Genomic DNA, 19,298 nt, shown 5'->3' with positions numbered 1-19,298 from the left:
GTCACCACCCGAAATCAGCTCCACAAACGAATTAAGTTCACTTTCCGGTTTAGTTTCTGAATGATAACCCATTTTCCTTTAAAACAAACCTAAGTTTAGGTATAGAGGCTGGTCCCATTCCATGAAATTGCAAAATCTCTTTTTCACTATATGTTGATAGCTCCTGCAAAGAGGTGATCTCATTGTTTTCCAATGCTCGTCTTGCTGGTGCCGAGAGCATGGAAAGGAACCCATTAGCAGGTCTTCGTTCTTGTTCACAGGTCGGACAGGTCGGACAATCACTGCTTTTAAAATATTTGTGTCCTTTTTCGCAAATTCTTAAATTTTTTTCTGATGTTGTCATTTAAAATGACCTCCTTTTCATATGGAAATACTTTAATTCCCTTTCAATATTCTACCAAATTTTAAATGGATTACCCATAAGTTATAAATTTGTACCAAAATCACTTTGTTAAACTTAAAATGCTATCAGCTCATCATAAAATGAATAAGAAATCATTGAGAGATATAGCTTATTTCTTTTAAATACCTCAAAGGCTCAGTCCTAATAAGACTGAGCCTAATTTTTAAAAACAGAGCACTACTCAGTCTCTCCTAGCTATGCAAACTTCCTTTTAACCAGGAACGGGGACGGTATGGACCGACCGGGATTTGGATTAAGCTGGTTTTTCCTTTCGAATTGATCCTGTAAAGTTCATCACATTGGTTCGCATCAAATCCTAGCAGTGGATGGCCCCCCATCCCTAAGGCACACGACATCAAGAGCAGCCGTTGTACGAGAATGCCCGCTTCCATTTGTTGAATACGATATCCTCTATACCCCAATTCTTCTTTGAGGTGGGACTTGTCTCCAACGACATGCATACAGAGTGGGACTTGATACAGATTTACATTAGGCATGGTTAATCCCATCTGTAAAAACTCTCGAAAATCCCCTTGGTTTATTCTTCGGAGTGCATGAGCGGTATTGTCATAAGAGTAAACACCATTTGGGACTCCCTCCACATTATAAAAACTGCCATACAAAGAAACACGAGTCAGAGCATGCCCATCTGTTTCATCTAGATCATTCTGATACGAGAAGGAAAATGTCTCATTTAACAATGAGGAAAGTTGTGTTTGACTCACTTTTCCTAACATAAAATCGATATCTGGAGAATGCCGCTCTTTGCAAACGGATGCGAGATTGTAAGAAAAGCGCTCTTCCAAGGGAAGGAAGATCATCTCCGTACCTAAGGATTGTTTCACACTATTATTTTCCTTTATCTTCACAAATGACTCTGTTGTTTCAAACATTGATGCTTCATTCAATTTTCTCAGCATCGGATAATCTATAACCCTCTTTGAACGGTTATAGGAAACATGCTCCAACAGTGGCACTTCCCGATACAATTCAGTGGCAGAAACTTTTTCCTCTCTATTATGATCGTTGTCTACATATTTAACAGATGGATTAACAGATAAAGGAATAACCGCATATACACTTTCATCCTGATCAGACAGCCCAAGCAAATGATTAATAGACCGATCAAGAAATTGAAAGCATACCCGAGATGAAAACCCCATCGTATTGGCCACTTCTAAAGATTGCCCAATTAACACACCTGCATCTAACCCTTGGAGCCTGTAGGAAAAATTATTGTATTTATAAAAATTTTTCCAAAAGAATGTCGAGACAAAAACAGTACAGAAACAGTCAGAAAGATCACAGCTATTTCCAAGACTTCTTGATAAGTAGGAATCGTAATTTCCTTCTCGCAGCAAGAGGAGGCGGTGGTGAGCCGCATCGTAATGGTAAATTCCCATTGGTGCGTCCTTCAGCTTTACATACACATATAATTCATTGGGATATAACGCCCCGCCAGAGGGTACAAATCTGCGGAATAACTGTGCATAACTCACAGCAGTTTTTCCCTCGGTGTCCTCGATTAAAGCGGATTGAGCGTATTGAGTAAGGCCGTATACATACCATAAGAAATGACCCAGCTCCTTAAGACTGGGTTCCGTCTGAACTTCCCGTCCGCCCAGTGTTAATGGTACATCTGCGCCCAGTGGAATCTCTGGTAAGCCGCGGTAAAGTTTATAGGGAAGTGGTGCATCCTCCCAATCCACCTGCCAATCTGGAGGAGCAACTTTTTCCGTATCAAAGTGAAGATGATGTACAAATGTTTCTAGCTCCAATCTTACACCTCCTACTTTTCAATTATGGGAATGGGTGGGGATAGGGATTAAGCTGTTCATACGATAATGGCTGTTTCATAAATCCAAGTTTCATTGGCACGCTAAGGACCCTCTCCAGCCCTTTCACACGGGTCAGGTGATGTCCGAATGTCATCGGTAACATACCAGGGATCAATACTTTCACACAGAATAATCCATTCCGTTTGGTTATCGGTGTTGTTTGGTCCACCACAATGACCTCCAGATCTAGCCTGCGGAACTTCTGAAGAATATCCTGAAGATCTTCCTTCAAATCAGTATTTTTGGGCGGCTCCTTGAATTCTTCTGCAAACGTACGTAATGGACGTTGATCATCCAATAAAAAATTCAGCCGTTCCTCTGCTTCTCGCAGCCCGTAGAGCAAACCATGGTCCTCCATGGTACGTACTTCGTAAGGGTTCTGTAACATATGTTCATATTTCTGCTGGTTTGCCTCCAATTTTTCATCATGCACCATCATTCCTGCAAGCTCGTAAATTGCGCTTTTTACAGCCCTTACTGGATCAGGGTTAGCTCCGGCTGCACAAATGAGGTTTACACCCTTGGATCTTCTGTTTTTTGCCACTGCCCACACGCTTGGAATCTTATTTTCCATCGTCGAATTGAAAAAATGAAGGTCATATCCCGCCACCTCACGCATACGGTCGACCATCAGCTGTAATTCTTTATCGTTTGTCGAACTAAGGTCAAGACGCGGAAGGGGGAGTTTTGCATACCAAGTTAACAAGAATGAATCCCGCTCGACAACTTCCATAATGGCATGAAAAATAGCTTCTTCTAAACTTCCCCCTAAGGCACATCCATTAGAGGTTTCATAAACAATGCCCTCCCCATAGCCCAAACTGTAATAGGCGAGTAACTCCGGAACCAGTATCGGACGTTCTTGTAAAAACGAATAGCCCCAGACCCAATTCATTGGGTCATCAGGATCAAACGGTTTAAACGGAAAATGAGGCGTTGAATATTGTTCTTTTTCATGCAAACCTACTCTTGCAGGATTTAGGGCATTTTGCTTTAAATTATGATAACTATCACGAACTACCGTCCTCTTGCCGCGAGGCTCGATCCCGCAATATCGTTCCAATCCCTCTAAAATGGCAGTTAGCTCACTCATTTCATAAGAATTAGACCTGCCAGCGACTCCCTCGTCCGCTTCAAATAACGGCATGTTCACTAAAACATCAGCAAATGGCAGCGTGAAATCTTGAATTTTTCCATTCATGACACCAGTACGGTAATCCAGATAGTCTTTGACTAGTACTGTTTTAAATTCATCCATCGAACGGCAGCGATAATCTCGGCTATTTAATTTAGGGCTAGATTCTAACCTAATTTGGGCTAATTCTGGTGTATCATCAGGTAATGGCCTGCAAATCGGGCACAAGGGATTAGGTAAGAAAAGGTGATTAGAATTGGTTAACGTTCTTAGGTTAATAATGAACACTCTTTCTTCTAAATTGCTGGGTTCTCCTTGAAGAACCTTTTGAACTTCGTTACATATCAAAGTTGCCATTTGTGATAGTCCTGTTCTTGATGCCCATGCATCTTGCATGACACTTTCTCCTGCTGCATTCCTTAGCTGTAGCTGCAACATTTCTTTTCGATCGGTTCCAGCTATCAAGCGCCGTATGTCAGCGCAGTAAGAACATCCCGGTGTATCGGGGCGAACTAAAGGACCAATGATTCCCTCCCCAAATGAAACGAAACCTCGAAGCCACGGGATACCTGTGTTTCTGTATTTTTCTTCCGCTTTTTGATGAATGGCTGGATTCCAGGCATCGTGCAACACCAGAGCTAATTCTGTTTCTTCGGGTACCTCTTCTAATAGGCTTTGACGCCTTACGAGATAATTGCCGGACAATTGATTAAAGGCATAATCCGCTAATAAACCCTCTCCGTCAATGAGAATATGGGCGGCCATTAGGATTCCTCCTCTCGAACCTTCACACCATACGCCCCTGCCAATTCCTGTTTTAAAAAAGGTTCGAACCCAAGATCATAAACGAAAAGAAGTTTGCTGTTTTGGTTCAAGACCTGAATGGAAGATTGTAATAGCTCCAATTGTGTTATTTCTTCACAAGAAGGGATTCCGAGTTTAAATTCCTTTTCTTTCAAGAAAACAGCTGACTCCGATATCCTTTCGGTTGCGTGCACCTGATTTTGATTATCCAAAAGCGCTTGTTGTAATGCACTCCGTAATGCCAACGTTATATTTAAACCTGTACTCGTGTACCGATGCCCCTGCGACTTTACCCATATTACGGGGAAGCCTAGTATTTCATTTTCTAAACCGATGGTCGGTGCACCATTTAAGGTAGTCAGAGCATTTAAATAAAATCTGCAGCGTTGATCTTCAATTTCTCCCAGTTGGACGCGAAAAATAGGCTTCAGTCGATCGTCCTTTTTATTTCTCCATTCTTTCTCTAAATAGGCTTGCAAGCCGCGACAAACGGCCTCTTCAATTGTTTCCCCTGCACCAATGCCTATTAAACCACCTGGTATGTTTTCATCAGCCATATCTTTTTGATCACTACATCCCTTGATCATTTGTGAAACATACATTTCAATACCAGTCAGTCCCGCTTCCCTCTTTGCCTCCTCATGTGTAAAACCCGAACAGACAACCTCTGGAAGGAGGTCTGCTGGTCCCTCAGACACTGGATTAACCGCTTGAACATAGCACTGCGAAAGAGGAAGCTGTTTCAAGTTTCGCTCCTCCCAGGTATGGAAAATCCCTGTTTCTTCTGAAGTCAATAGACTGAAGTATTCCAAGAGGTTACTCGAAGGTTCGTTTTTACTCTTTTCTTGCTTTATCCTTACATCAAGATCATCCACCAGTCTTGGCGAGACATTTTTATTTGTAACCAATGGATGTCTGATGTAAGAAATCCAGTCTCCTTCCAGCGTTTCAAGATCAAGTTTGTAAATTTGGTTACTCTGATTTGACCCGGCAATTCCTGTAGCCTTCTTGAAAAATTCGAATACGGTGACATTGGCCAGAATGGCTCCGGCAGTTGTAGAGAAAGATTGCGGCTGCCGATCTAATTGCAATGAAGATTGATGGGTTCGGCGCCATGCCGACTCCCAGCAACCCTCTGATTCCGGATGAACCAATGGACCAGCAAGCCCCACTTGGTCTAAACATAAGGCAGGAAAAAATCCTTTCCTTTGCTCTTTGCAAACCATATTCAGATCCTTTAGTTCTTTTACATTTCCATCCTGAGAGACATATAGAATCCAATCATAGGGATGCAAGGCTTCTTGCCAAAAACTCCTTCCGTCCCTTTTTTCAAATGGTACTTGCTCAACCTCCACTTCAGAGTCAGCGTTGTAGGCATTGCGTACTAACTCATGTATCCGCAATTGATTTGTAGGTACTGAATCGGTCAACATGAAGTGGAATTTGGGAAGTCCCGATTCAATTAATGCAGCAGCCAATGAAACCATAAAGGATCCAGAACCGATAGCAAGAACTTTAGCTTGACGGTATTCTTGAAAACGGTAGGCGCCAGAATCTACAAAATTCTCGATAAATTCGATTTGTGAAGCATACTTTTCTAGAACTTTTGAGTTTAAATCATGTGTCCTATCTTGGCTAACATCTCGAACAAAGCCATTCTTGTACAACGTTTCTCCTATCTCATATACCCTGTTGCGATACGGCACTGTTAATCCCTCTGTTAAATCTCCCAATGATTGCTCCCCGTTAAACATCGGTACTAATTGTTCAATCCATTGGTAAATCGTATTTCCTTCCATTCGGAATGAACTTAAGTTATTTCTAAAATACACACCACCCTTTGAATCTGGCAGATAAAATGAATCCCTTTTGACCTTTAAACGTGTGGACGAGTTAAGTTTTGTCATTCAGCTCCTCCTTAATTCAAATCAATCCTAATTATGCACTATCATTTTATGTTCATTTATTTGTCCATTATGATTAATAAGTAAAGCGCATGGCGCCTGGAGCTGGACAATTCTCAAAGTCCAATGATATAAATCCTGATAATATCAAAAAGAAGTGCCTCCTGTGGCACATGACCATGCAGGGGGCACTTTCTTATCATAAAGGAATTATTTTTTTCTGAGACACCAAAACAACTAAATAAAACCGATACCGAAACAGCTAAAACCGAAACCGATACCGAAGCAGCTAAAACCAAAGCAGCCGCCACAGCCACCACAGCCGCCACAACGGAAACCGCCGCAACCAAACCCCCCGCAACGACCGAAGCCTCCGCAACGACCAAAGCCTCCACAACGACCAAAGCCCCCGCAACGAAACACTCGCATATCTTGGCTCTGAGGATTTAGAGGAATTAATTCACCAACTTGGTAATGATCCATTCCTAATGATTGTAAACCATTCTGAAAATTATGCATTTTTTCCTCCCCTTTGTTTTTACTAAACAGGTTAGACACCTGGTAAGAGAGTTGAGCAAAGAAATTTGTGTTATGTGTAAATGAAACCGTCTAATAATAAGTGTACTCTCCTTCAACAAATTATGAATCTGTTTAGGTAGTTGTTACTGATTTAAGAGCCTATTTCATGCTGAAAGTATCATAATATAATAAATACAAAATTTAGGGTCAGTCCCCCGTTGCGTTAAAGCGGCGGGGGACTGACCCTTTTATCAGACCGTCACCGATCGAGGTCCGGTCATCGTATATTCCCCTTTTCTGTGTATGAGTATTTTGGACCTATGAAATAGAAAGATAGAGGGCAATACTTATTTACTAGAAATCTTTATTTACTTTTTACAATACTAGAATATTCCGTTAATACTCCCGGGCTATCATTTAAGTAGTACTAAAAACTTTCAAACTATTAGGAGGTACTATTTAATGAAAAAGAGCAAAATATTCGTACCATTATTAAGTGCTGCAATCCTCTTCCCTTCTGCAGTAAATGTTCATGCTAATCCATATAAACCGATTCCGGTAAAATCAGTGGAATTTGTGGGAATGGAGGCTCCTGTTACAGAAGCAGAACGTTCTTCTATGTATAGTGATGCATCAGCCCTTGTTACATTAAACGATGGTTCTCAAAAGAGTGTCCCTCTAGAATATAAATCTTTGGCGCTTCCAGGCGAAGTCATTAACGGCAAAGTGGTCGGCGCCGCTTATGATGTTAATGGTAAGATCATAAAAGATAAAGATGGCAAGCCATTTGTTTCTACAGCACCTGACGCGAACTCACTTTTTAGTGTCAACGGAAAAAGCGGAAAATTATATATGGTCAATCACTTCGAAAGTATTCCGGAAAAAGGTTACGGAAATATGCCAAAGCCATTGTATTTAAATACAGTGGTACAAGATAAGAAGACGGGTGAACTGAAAATCACGGATATCAATCCGATTGATTTTTCAGCAGATGGCGGCATTTGGACCCCTTGTGCAGGTGTCTTATCTCCTTGGAATACCCATTTAGGCAGTGAAGAGTATGAGCCGGATGCCCGTGCACATGAAGCAAATCCAGCAACTTCCAATGTAACAGCATTTGCAAAGAATTATTATCAAGACCCTAATGCAGTGGGAAATCCATACCTTTATGGACATACAACAGAAGTAAAGGTACATCCAAATGGTAAAGCAAAAGCTGTTAAACACTACAGCATGGGACGATTATCCTTTGAAAATGTGACAGTAGCACCAGATAACCGTACAGCTTACTTCGGTGATGACGGCAGCTATACGATGTCCTTCATGTATGTGGCAGACAAAGCAAACGATTTATCTGCTGGTACGTTGTATGCTGCAAAATGGAACCAAACAAGCGACCAAAATGGTGGAGCGGCTGATATCGAATGGATCAAATTGGGACATGCAACAGACGCAGAAGTCAAGAAATTAGCTGAAAACACTAAATTCAGCGATATTTTTGAAACAACAACGGATGCAGCCTATGGCCAGGCAAATGGGTTTAAAGAAATAAAAACAAATTCCAATGGTGGCGGCAAAACAGAATGGCTAAAAGTGAAACCAGGCATGGAGAAAGTTGCCGCGTTCTTGGAATCCCGCCGTTATGGCGCTATTATGAGAGCAACTTCCGAGTTCAATAAAATGGAAACTCTCACGTTAAACAAAGCCGACAATAAAGTCTATATGACCATGTCTTATGTTGAGAAAGGTATGACTAAAAATTCTAGTGATCCTGTGGATGATATTCAATTACCAAAATTAAGTTCCGGTGCTATTTATGAAATGAATTTAGCAAAAGGACAAAAAGATCGTGATGGCAAAAAAATTGATAGTAATTATGTCGTAACCGACATGTCTGCATTGCTAACGGGTGAAGACCTTCCTGCTCCTGATAAGGATGGAAACAAATCTAATCTTGAAAAAATTGCTAACCCTGACAATATTGCTTTCTCTGAAAAATATAGAACGTTATTCATTGCAGAAGACAGCGACAGACATGCCAATAATGTTGGATGGGCTTATAATGTTGATACTAAGAAACTTTCCCGTATCATTTCTGCTCCAGATGGAGGGGAAGTCACTGGAGTTCAAGCAATCGATGATTTAAATGGTAAATCTTATTTAATGGTTGGTTCGCAAAATCCTGGTAACATTGGTTATATTGATTTATCCTCACTCAACTTTGGTAAGTAATCAACTCAACTCTTTGACCGTAGTGAATCCTCCTGCGGTCCTTTTTATGAAGGAAAAAACGAGGCATGGGAAAACGGTCCCATGCCTCACTTGTTTTATTTTACCCACTTTCCATTTTGGTTAAAAAAAAGCGTTTTCTAGCAAATGTTTATTTAGGAGCTAACGAAATCTTAACAACATCATCCAAATATTTCGTTGTATTATATCCATGAATCTCCAGCCTTTTAGGAATCACTTTCTCTCCAGCGTTGTCACTGTGTAACTCCAAGCCTTGAACGGTAACGAAATAACGGGGCTGCTCGAGTTTTTCATATGCGACATGGTTTTCATTTATATCGTATTCAATCCCGTTTTTATCAACGAGCACTCCTTCAGAATTCATCTCCATTGAACTAGTTTCATTTTCATCCTCACTGACAATATTGATGTCAAGCGCCTGATATGCCCGGTTCTTAATTTCATGATTGCTTATGACAACAATGGCAGGCTGTCCAACTTCCACCTTGTCAATGGAGATTGTACTGCCTCCATATTCAAAGGTTTGAGGATATCCTCTAGTAGCATCCAGTTCGATGGTTTTTTGGTCTTCAACAGTTAAATAAATAGATCCGTATTGAACGTTAACCTCTTTTGGCTTTTCCCCAAAAAAAGGGTCAAAGTGTGCCTGAAAAGTACTCCAATTCATGTCTTGGGGTGAGTCCAAAAAAGAGCTGCCATACATATCAGCTTTCACTTTTTTATGGTTCACTTCTAGATTGTCAAAAATAAGAGCTTCTATCCGCTTCTCTGGCTGTTCATTATTAAAAGCATATTGCAGAATCGTCGCTGTTGGAGCAATGGTTAATTTATCAAATCTAACCGGAATCCCCTCGACTTCTGTTTCTTCATCCAACGCATATTCAATGGAAGGCTGTTTTGTTACAGGGATCTCGAAGTTCCACTTCCCAAATTCATATTCCATTTCCATGTTAGCCCTAAAAGAATTCCGATCAGGGGAATTATGAATCAATTTCTGAAGTCTTGTAATCTTAAGTTTGATTTTCCCATTATCTGTGGAGAGTGGCGGCAAACTAATCTTCCCTTGATACACGTTCTTTTCTTTGTTATTTACATCCGATTCAAGGTCAGGAGGATAGTACCTTGGATACGCTTCACGGCTCATGATTTCATGTTTGTTCTCCACAGAAACCCCATCATCAGTATTCATCAAGTATTGATAGTCTTCCTTTGTATCTTCTATTTCATAAAAAACAAGCGTCTGAACATCATCAGCAATTGCACTCTTGATCTTAATTTTCACCCCATCGCTTTCTGCTTCCAGGTTCAGCCTTTCACTCAGGCCCTGTTGCAGAAAGGCACGCAATTGGGGATCTTCTTCTGTATATGTATAGTAGAGGTTGGTAAAAGCACCTGTAAAAAATTCTATACCGATTAATAATGCGAAAATACTTGCAAAAACAATCCCCATTCTTTTACGTTTCTTGTTCTTCAGTTGTTTGTGCTTTTCCTTTTCTGCCAGCTTAGCTTTGACGTTCTCCATGAAATCAGATGGCACCTGGAAATCTCCAATCCTTTCAGTAAGATTTAACATGGTTAACATGACATCCTGGAATGTTGCCAAATCCTCCTGACAGTCTTGACAATGATAAATATGTATCTCTAAATCAATCTTTTCCGACCGATCCAGGGTTCTTTCTAAGTAATCGATGTAATCCTTATGATACTCCTTACAACCATTAAAGGGTCCGTATCCCAGTTCTTTTCTAAGTGACTGAATTCCGGAAAATAAAAGCCCCTTCATCTTTTCCACCGAAACTTGGAGAAGATGCGCCGTTTCCTCTTGAGAAAATCCTTTTACATATGTAAGGACCACCGCTTCTTTCTCATTCTCTTTCAACTGACCGAGTGCTTTAAATAAATCCTTATGTTGTTCACTTTCCTCTGAAGCTTGTAAACTTCTGATATCAGAAAGCTCCCGGCAGATATGTATGAAAATGGATGTAACCCACGTTTCGAATGATGTTTCATTTTTAAATCGAGGCAATTCCTTGTGGACTTTTATAATGGACCGGTAAAAAAGCTCTTCCATTTGCTGTTGATTACTAAGATAAGACCAACCAAGTATATAGAACGTTTGTTTATGCTGATCGAACCAATCGACGATGGATTCCACACCTTTTTCTTTTATTGTAGTTATTGATGTGGGATCTATTTTTACTGGAATCATATATTTGTTCCCCCCCTTTCTCCTTACCTTGCACGAAGCGCCAATCTAGATCTACCAAAGAAGTATAATCAAGCTACTTTTACTACCAAAAATTAAATCTCGTAAGATTAGTCTTCCATATAATATTTTTGTCAATTATTTTCAATAACCATTGATATCACTCCCTCCATTTAACAACTATTCAATACTTATCGACAACCCAGTTCAGTATTCAGCACTATTAATAAAAGTGCGCTATCGTTCGCTTAACAGGGGATGATTAAGTAAAATCCCACCTTAATAAATTTTTCCAATTTAATCGTAACACAAAAAAATAAACATACTTTAAGAAAAATTTTAAATTTTATAGGGATTAAATTTTCTAAAATTAATAGAACTAAAGATAGTATGAATTCCCCAGTAAAAGATAATACTTCCTTGTTATTCGGTGGCGCCACCCGATTTTTGCAGTATTTTGTCGACTGTTAAACTTAAAATGCCCTATTCCGCGGAAAGGGCCTTTATTTCTGATTACATAATTTTAGATAACTTAAAGTAAAAAAATCAGACGGTAACGAGAACCTTGTAGGATTCTTCGATACCGTCTGATTTTATTTCTCAATTATTTCTCAATCAACTCTAAAAAGGAGCAAATCGTTAAGATGCCTTTATCAAAGTTTTCTAAGTGAAAATGTTCATTTGGTGCATGAAGATTTTCATCTGGCAAACCGAATCCCATTAAGACAACGGGAGCATTTAATGAATGGCTGAAATCCGATACAATCGGAATGGAGCCGCCTTCTCTTTTGTAAACAGGTGATTTCCCGTACACGTTTTGATAAGCCTCAGCAGCCTTTTGAATCATCGGACTGTCAATTGGGGTTAAAAACGGATTCCCCGTATCGCCAAGAGACACTTTTACCGTGCATCCTTTTGGTGCATGTTCTTCCAGGTGTTTTTTGATCAATTCCTGTATCTTTTCAGGATTTTGATTGTGGACTAGGCGGCAGGTGATTTTGGCATGTGCCTCATTCGGGATGACGGTTTTTGTACCTTCCCCCTGAAATCCGCCCCATAGGCCGTTTATTTCTAATGTTGGCCGGGAACTGATTCTCACCGGGTAAGGATAATTGTTTTCCCCTCCCGTTAAATCTGTTAACTCTAACGATTTTTTCAGTTTTTCTTCATCGAAACCCAAAGCTTTAATTTGTTCCTTTTCAAACTCTGTCAGTTCCTCAACATCATCATAAAAATGCTCCACATTTACTTTCCCGTTCGCATCATGAAGGTTTGAAAGCAACTGTACTAATAAGTGGTTAGCGTTCTGAACGCCCCCGCCAAACATGCCCGAATGCAAATCAGAATTGGCCGTGTTAAGGGAAACCTCCAGCGCACACAAACCTCTTAAAGAATAGGTGATGGCCGGGACTCCTTTGTCCCACATATCTGAATCGGAAATAACGACCACATCACAGGATAATTTTTCTTTATTTTTGGATAAAAAGTTCGGAAGATTGGGACTTCCGATTTCCTCTTCACCTTCGATGCAAAATTTTATATTCACCGGTAATTTACCTTCTGATTCCAATAGTGTTTCCACTGCTTTAACATGTAAGAACATCTGTCCTTTGTCGTCCGTTGCCCCTCTCGCAAAAATCTTTTCATCCCGGATAGCCGGTTCAAAAGGAGGCGTTTCCCATAAATGGACAGGGTCAACGGGCTGTACGTCATAATGACCGTATACTAACACAGTGGGAGCATTTTCATGATGAATCCAATCGGCATAAATAATCGGGTGACCTTTTGTCTGAATGATTTCCACATGTTCCATTCCAATGTTTTTTAATTTATTGGAAATCCATGAAGCCGCTTTTTGAATGTCCTCTTTATGCTCCGATAAGGAACTAATACTGGGAATCCGGAGTAATTCTTTTAATTCCTCAACATTCTCATGATGATGATGGGATAAAAACTCGGATAATTGGCTCATTTTATCACCTTTTCTTTTTTATTTTCTATTCTATTTTATACGAAAAATTGGAGAAAACCTACAATCGACGCTAAAAATGGGAAGAGACTATATTAGCACATAGTAAAAATGGTATTCATCAGTGCTTATCCAGGTTTTGCATGATCTATAAGAAATATTCTCAGAGATGAAGCTTTTGTATAAACTATGAAATATATGTCCATCCTGTAGCTATATTAATGGATTGGGAGAGTAAGAAAACGAGATAGTAGGGGGAATATCAATGAGCGCTGAAGAATTAAATAAAATTATCGCGGTGAAAAAAATGGATTTAGAGGAATGTGAACAGGAGCTTAATAATCGGTACTACCCATCAGTGGTGAGATTGGCCATGATGTGCTATATATCGGAGCTGCGACACCAATTAGAAATGTTCAATGCTGTTGATTTAAAAACGATTGAGAATGGATAAAAAGATGAACGCGGGGACGTGCTGCTGGTATTTGGCTGACATTAACCTAAACATTTAGTCCACATTCAATCCATTCATTAGGGACGTACAGTTAAATGCCCACGGACAAATCGATTTTAAAAATATCTGAATTAAACCGGAGATAACAAAAAAGTGAAAGAAGCAGAGTCAATCTGCTTTTTTGTCTGTACAATTAATTTTTGACCCACTTTATCGCCCTTTTACTATATTAGATAATTTTTTGACATAATTGGAACTTTCCCCTAATTGCGGCGTATGACCTGATTTTTCAAACCAGAGTAATTCCTTTCTTGGCGCCTTTATTTACAATTGCTAAAATGTGTTTCTTCATACATTCTTAAATCAAAATATTCAAAGGTTAATTTTTATGCCCCATTAGTCTACCTTCACCATTATTTTCTCTTTCATCCATTTCTGCATAGAATATGGTTACGATGAACAAAGCATTGGATTTTTATATCAAATTCATCATTTACACCTGAATTCACTATAATTTCATAGCACCTAATAAATTCATGCACCTCAAGAGCATCTTGTTCAGGAACTTGATCAATCATTCGCTTCAAGTCTTCACGATTTACACTCAAACCTTCCACCGCCTTGTGGTTTTACTCCTTCCATAAAATCACATCAATGACAAAACCTTATCTTTAAACGGCCTTATATTGCATACATATACACACTACAAGTGTGCAGTGTGTATGTGGCAACACATGGGTTGTTTTTGAGGTCACACTCGTTTTATAAAGCTTTACCCCTTAACATTATACCGAATATTTGCATTCCTCGGTTTTACCCTTATTCCACAAAGTAGCAGTTTGCGGAAGACTGATCTTATCGAAAATCAATGGAATTCAGCAACAGGTCTTATTAAAAATTTAAACATACACAAAAACCGACAATGTTCGAATATGACATTTTGTAGAATAGTAGTATAAATTACTTATTTTCTAAAAAGTGGTAAACAATAATGTAATATCAATTATTTATGGCCATAAGATTGTAACAGCTGAGGTCAGGTATGGGGGGATTCTTTATGGAAAGCACGGTAAATAATCAAGAAATTGAGAAACAACGCGTAGATTCAGCTAAGTGGTATGCAAACTGGAGGTTTATTACAGCAAGTATCAGTATTATTATCGTGCTCTTCATTGCAGCAGGCAGCTACTATCAGGCAAACCATTTTAATTCACAAATCAAGATTAATGGCATCAAAGTCGGTGGATTGACCGCTGATCAGGCACTAAAAAAATTAAAAACAACCGTATTATTAAATGTAATCTATGTTGGAGATCAACAAATTTTAGATGGAAAAGATACAAAGATGGTATTTACGAATAAGGATCTGCCCGATGTCAAAAAATTATTAAAGGGCCAGAGGACTTTTTTCCCTTCTTCAAAAGCGAACGATTATTCATTAATGCCCAGCAATCAGGATCAGTATCGAAACCAGATGTTGAAAAAACAGGTGGAAGAAAAGCTGCTGGCCATGAATAAGGGTTTAAAAGCGCCGCAAGATGCGGTGGTTCGTTTGGAACAAGGCAAAATTATTGTCGCAAGCAGTATTAGCGGAGAGCAGTATGATGTCGCCAGTCTTTTGAAGGATTTCGAAAAGCATAAATATATTAGTGAAATCCGGCTTAATCCAGTTTACATACAGCCGATTAAAGAAGACAGCGAGTTTGTAAAAAATCAACAGAAAAAGTTCGAAGAATTCCTTGCCCAGACCGTTGATTACAAGGTGCAGGATAAAGTTTTTACGTTAAAGGCGGGCGAATTAATTAAAAATGCATCCATTTCAAAAGATTTACAGATTAAGATGGATGGTTCGGGTGATATTAAGAATAAGATCGCTGAAATTACCAATGCCCAATCCACATTAAATAAGAATTTCAAATTCAAGACCCATTCAGGTTCGGTGATATCGGTTAAAGGTAAAGGCTATGGCTGGGCAATCGATGTTGAAAAAGAAATGCCACGTATTATGGAAGCTTTTGAAAATGGGGAGAAATCAGTTTCCGCCTCTAATATTTACGGAAATGGCTGGAAGGGTGAAGGCTACGGATATGACACATTCGCAAACAACGGTATTGGCGATACGTATGCTGAAGTCTCCATTGCAGCGCAGCGAATTTGGATTTATAAAAATGGAAAATTAGTCGTCACAACGAATGTTGTTACAGGCACACATGATAACCGTCATGATACATCACCTGGTGTGTGGTATATCCTCTATAAGCAATCACCCTCCGTACTAACGGGCAGAGAAAACGGAAAAATCACTTATCAGGTTCCTGTTAATTATTGGGCCCCTTTTACGAATGACGGACAGGGGTTCCACGATGCCAGTTGGCGAAGCAATTGGGGAAGTAATGCCTATCTTGGGGCAGGATCGCATGGCTGTGTCAACACACCGCCTAGCATTATGAAAGCTGTTTATGATAATCTTAGCACCTATGACCCGGTTGTTGTTTACTAAGACAAGTGAGGCTGTTCCAAAGGTATTACTTTTTAGGAGCAGCTGGCTCTTTCTTTTCAAAGAATGATTCGTTTTATTTGGTAAAGCATCCAAACAGGTTCATTTGGATGCTTTTTTCTATCATCTGAGAGAAACTATTAGAAGTTTGCACTAGAATAATTATTTTGCTGTTGCTGTATTCCCCATTGCAATAGAAATTCTATTCCAACTGTTGATTTGATTGATTATTAGAACAAGGTCAACATATTGTCTTTCGTCATAATATTCACGTACTCGGTGATAAAGCTCATCTGGCACACGTTTTGACGGGATTAAAGTCACGTACTCTGTCAACTCAAGAGCTATTTTTTCTGCATCTGTATAAAATGTACACTCTTTCCAAGCACTAATACAATATAAACGTTGTTCCGTTTCTCCCATTTTTCTAGCATCTGATGTGTGCATATTCAAGCAATACGCACAACCATTTATTTGAGAGGCCCGAATTTTTATAAGTTCACGAAGTTTACGGTCTATACCTGTAGTTTTCGTATACTTCTCCATTTCCATCATGATTTTAAGTGCTTCTGGTGCTACATTGTAATAATCAATTCGTTGTTCCAATTTAATAACCTCCCTAAACACGTTTTTAATTAGAGACTGATTTAATCGACGATTAACATTATCTATAATATATGCTATAATTATTTTTGTCAAATGGAGGGAATTCACCAAAAAGAGGGGTTTCTGTTATTTGACTAGAACACTAAATACTCCTAAGATACAATTTGATAATCCTTAATCATAGTAGGTGATTTATATGCAATATAGTGTTGGAGTTGAATATGCTTTACATTGTCTGGTTTATTTAATTGATGTTCCTTCCAAAGAAAGTGTTGGGATAAAGGATTTAGCAGAATTCCAAGGACTTTCTGAGACATTTCTTTCAAAAGTTTTCGGTAAATTGTCTAAGGCTGGTATTGTAAGTTCTGTCCCTGGCGTTAAGGGAGGCTATAGGTTATCTAAGTCCCCAGACAATATTTCCTTTTGGGATGTCGTTGAAGCAGTTGAAGGTCCTAAGCCAATTTTTCAATGTAAAAATATTAAAGATAATAGTTATTTGTATAGAGAAGGATGCTGTTCAGCTCCTTCCTTTTGCACCATCAATTTAGTTATGCTCTCTGCAGAAGAAAAAATGCGTGATGATTTACGTAGTAAGACACTATCATGGTTAAATGAAGAGCTTGATCGTGTCTTACCCAAACAAATACGTGTAGATACTCGTAAATATTTTTCGAAGAGCAACATATAAAAAAACCTCTCATTAAATCCCTTAAATAAGGAACTTTGAGAGGTTTTTTCTTAGTAAGACCCGTTTCAAACAACGCATACAAACGTGCAGCATCTCCTGGTACGATTAAGGTTTCAATTTAAGGATGTTCTTTTTTATGCCACAACAAAAATTAACAATTGTCCCCTCCGTTGTTAATAAACATTAGTTCATGAAAAATCAATTAGCCAAACTTGTAATGGGTACAATAGGTCATAAAGTTTTTTGAATTTGGCTGTGGAAAAAACGCAAAGTGAAAAATTAGATACGTCAGACCATGATGATATATATTGTTTATACAGGTTTACTTTAACGAAACGTGGGTCTGCCCCCAACATCTCGAAGCATGTAAGATTAGGTAAACTATGGTTAAATGATAAACAAAATCAGGCTGCTCACCGAAGCAGCCTGATTTGAATTTTTATTAATTTTTTAATAATGTAACAGGTTCCGTCTTTAGCAAATAATAAATATAAAGCAACAATTGTCGTGAATAAGTAGGTTCAATACCGCCTTTAACGTCCTACCTCGCTTTTACCTTGAAATGGGACCATTAAAGCATCCGTTGTTGATCCTTTTAAAAAAGCTAGATTTAATAATCTAGAAAACTATAGTATAATTATTCAGATAATTAAAATAGTTTGAAGAAGAAGGTGAGTTGTTATCCATGATAAAAGATATAAGTCATAATTACTATAAAATATTAATTGATTTGCAAGATGTAGAAGGGGTCGAAGCTCAAATTCGAAGTTTGCTTGAGGTTCCGATTGAATCCATTTCAGACCTAGAAGAGTGGTTAAAAAGTGAAAAGGATTTAATGAGTAAAATCACGGAGACGATGACAGGTCACCAAGTCGACTTCTACCGAAACACAGAGGATGCTCTCGTCAAGTCAACTTATCTTCACGATCAGCAAGTCATCCAACCACTTTTAATGAAATATGAAGCAAAACTGAATGAGAAATGCTGTGAGTCTCCTTATTTATATCAATTAGATGAAAACCGTTACGGCTTAATGCGACGCGTTCGCGAGTCCAAAGTTAAACTGTTCAGAGAAGAAAACATTCCATTAATGGTAAAGGAACAGGAGCTATGTACTAAGTATAGTGAAATTATGGGGGGGCTAACAGTTGAATGGGAGGGAGAGGAAAAGCCATTTCCGTTTATCGAATCCCAACTCGATCATCTAGACAGAGCAGTAAGAGAAAAAGCTTATCACTTAATGATGTCAGCCTATCGTCAAATTAAGCCCGATATGGATGCCATCATGGACGAGCTCGTTCAACTACGCCATCAAATTGCTTTAAATGCAGGCTTTGAAAATTATCGTGATTATATGTTTGTGGCCAAAAATCGTGAATATAGCATCCAAGATTGTTATGACTTTCATGAAAATGTTGAGAAACATATTATCCCAGCTTGGAATCGACTCGCAAATGTTTTTAAGTCCAAGCTTGGTGTCGATACTTATCGCCCTTGGGATAATACCGCTAAATTTATGAAAAACCCACCATACTCCGAGGTGTCTTCTCTTATGGATGGCGTTTCTGAGATGTTAAGGAAGACCGACCCATATTTTGCAGACCGTTTCGATTACATGAGAGAACATGGGTTATTAGATCTTGGAGATCGGAAAGGAAAAAGCCCAGGTGGTTTCTGTACCTCCTTACCTGTTTCAGGGGATACCTTTGTTTTTGCGAACTTTAGTCCATCCTTTTTCTCTCTTATCGCATTAATTCATGAAATGGGCCATGCGGTGAATGCGTACCTCGAGTTTTCCGAGCACGGTCCTATTGAAGACTACCAAAGCCGAATGGAAGTTGCTGAACTGTATTCTCATGGGATGGAATTGCTCTTATTGGACAAGCTGGATCGATTTTATCCAGATGAAGAAGAATTTAAGAGCGCACAGCGTGAAGTGCTGAGACGGGCATTTACAATGCTATTTGGCCCATTGTCAGGGGACCTCTTCCAGCATTGGATGTATACGAATCCTAAACACACTGC

Annotated in this window: 14 protein-coding genes; 5 read left to right on the top strand and 9 right to left on the bottom strand. The window is 39.1% G+C overall.

Going from position 1 to position 19,298, the window contains the following annotated elements; translation table 11 throughout:
- Positions 1 to 49 precede the first annotated feature (49 nt).
- From BSO02S_RS21355 to BSO02S_RS28570, 5 genes are all read right to left on the bottom strand, one after another.
- Entirely contained in the window at positions 50 to 343 is a 294-nt protein-coding gene (locus BSO02S_RS21355; protein ID WP_066072479.1) for an RNA polymerase alpha subunit C-terminal domain-containing protein, read from the bottom strand.
- Positions 344 to 594: 251 nt separating this feature from the next.
- Entirely contained in the window at positions 595 to 2,181 is a 1,587-nt protein-coding gene (locus tag BSO02S_RS21350) for a SagB family peptide dehydrogenase (RefSeq protein ID WP_066072476.1), read from the bottom strand.
- A 22-nt stretch (positions 2,182 to 2,203) separates the two neighbouring features.
- On the bottom strand, positions 2,204 to 4,141 hold the full coding sequence (locus BSO02S_RS21345; protein ID WP_066072473.1) for a TOMM precursor leader peptide-binding protein: 1,938 nt from the start codon (positions 4,139 to 4,141) through the stop codon (positions 2,204 to 2,206).
- On the bottom strand, positions 4,141 to 6,087 hold the full coding sequence (locus BSO02S_RS21340; protein WP_066072470.1) for a putative thiazole-containing bacteriocin maturation protein: 1,947 nt from the start codon (positions 6,085 to 6,087) through the stop codon (positions 4,141 to 4,143). The genes BSO02S_RS21345 and BSO02S_RS21340 overlap by 1 nt, the downstream gene beginning before the upstream one ends.
- Positions 6,088 to 6,321: 234 nt before the next feature.
- On the bottom strand, positions 6,322 to 6,567 hold the full coding sequence (locus tag BSO02S_RS28570; RefSeq protein ID WP_369691312.1) for a heterocycloanthracin/sonorensin family bacteriocin: 246 nt from the start codon (positions 6,565 to 6,567) through the stop codon (positions 6,322 to 6,324).
- Positions 6,568 to 7,065: 498 nt separating this feature from the next.
- On the opposite strand from BSO02S_RS28570, the gene BSO02S_RS21330 reads away from it, so the two are divergent.
- Positions 7,066 to 8,835, top strand: a complete 1,770-nt coding sequence (locus BSO02S_RS21330) for a PhoX family protein (RefSeq protein WP_066072464.1) — start codon at positions 7,066 to 7,068, stop codon at positions 8,833 to 8,835.
- A 148-nt stretch (positions 8,836 to 8,983) separates the two neighbouring features.
- On the opposite strand, the gene BSO02S_RS21325 is transcribed toward BSO02S_RS21330, so the two are convergent.
- Both BSO02S_RS21325 and BSO02S_RS21320 read right to left on the bottom strand, forming a co-directional pair.
- Positions 8,984 to 11,062, bottom strand: coding sequence for a sigma-70 family RNA polymerase sigma factor (locus BSO02S_RS21325; protein WP_066072461.1), 2,079 nt, complete (start codon positions 11,060 to 11,062; stop codon positions 8,984 to 8,986).
- Between the two features lie 601 nt (positions 11,063 to 11,663).
- Positions 11,664 to 13,031, bottom strand: coding sequence for a dipeptidase (locus tag BSO02S_RS21320; protein ID WP_066072458.1), 1,368 nt, complete (start codon positions 13,029 to 13,031; stop codon positions 11,664 to 11,666).
- Between the two features lie 262 nt (positions 13,032 to 13,293).
- Here BSO02S_RS21320 and BSO02S_RS21315 point away from each other — a divergent pair, with 262 nt between their 5' ends.
- Positions 13,294 to 13,482, top strand: coding sequence for a hypothetical protein (locus tag BSO02S_RS21315; RefSeq protein WP_066072455.1), 189 nt, complete (start codon positions 13,294 to 13,296; stop codon positions 13,480 to 13,482).
- A 425-nt stretch (positions 13,483 to 13,907) separates the two neighbouring features.
- Here BSO02S_RS21315 and BSO02S_RS21310 read toward each other — a convergent pair whose 3' ends face one another.
- Entirely contained in the window at positions 13,908 to 14,090 is a 183-nt protein-coding gene (locus tag BSO02S_RS21310; protein WP_066072452.1) for a hypothetical protein, read from the bottom strand.
- 449 nt (positions 14,091 to 14,539) lie between these two features.
- Between BSO02S_RS21310 and BSO02S_RS21305 the strand changes: the two genes are divergently transcribed.
- On the top strand, positions 14,540 to 15,982 hold the full coding sequence (locus tag BSO02S_RS21305) for a L,D-transpeptidase family protein (protein WP_084375125.1): 1,443 nt from the start codon (positions 14,540 to 14,542) through the stop codon (positions 15,980 to 15,982).
- Positions 15,983 to 16,141: 159 nt separating this feature from the next.
- On the opposite strand, the gene BSO02S_RS21300 is transcribed toward BSO02S_RS21305, so the two are convergent.
- The gene (locus BSO02S_RS21300) at positions 16,142 to 16,585 is read right to left on the bottom strand and encodes a carboxymuconolactone decarboxylase family protein (protein ID WP_066072446.1); all 444 of its coding nucleotides are present in this window, start codon (positions 16,583 to 16,585) and stop codon (positions 16,142 to 16,144) included.
- Between the two features lie 196 nt (positions 16,586 to 16,781).
- Between BSO02S_RS21300 and BSO02S_RS21295 the strand changes: the two genes are divergently transcribed.
- Entirely contained in the window at positions 16,782 to 17,273 is a 492-nt protein-coding gene (locus BSO02S_RS21295) for an RrF2 family transcriptional regulator (protein WP_066072443.1), read from the top strand.
- Positions 17,274 to 17,958: 685 nt separating this feature from the next.
- Positions 17,959 to 19,298, top strand: a 1,340-nt coding sequence (locus tag BSO02S_RS21290) for a M3 family oligoendopeptidase (RefSeq protein ID WP_066072440.1), incomplete at its 3' end; no start/stop codon positions are given.

Origin of the sequence: Neobacillus soli NBRC 102451 (genome assembly GCF_001591665.1) — a bacterium.
Taxonomy (GTDB): domain Bacteria; phylum Bacillota; class Bacilli; order Bacillales; family Cytobacillaceae; genus Neobacillus; species Neobacillus soli.
Note: the sequence above shows the minus strand (reverse complement) of the source record. Positions and strands in the feature narration are given on the sequence as shown.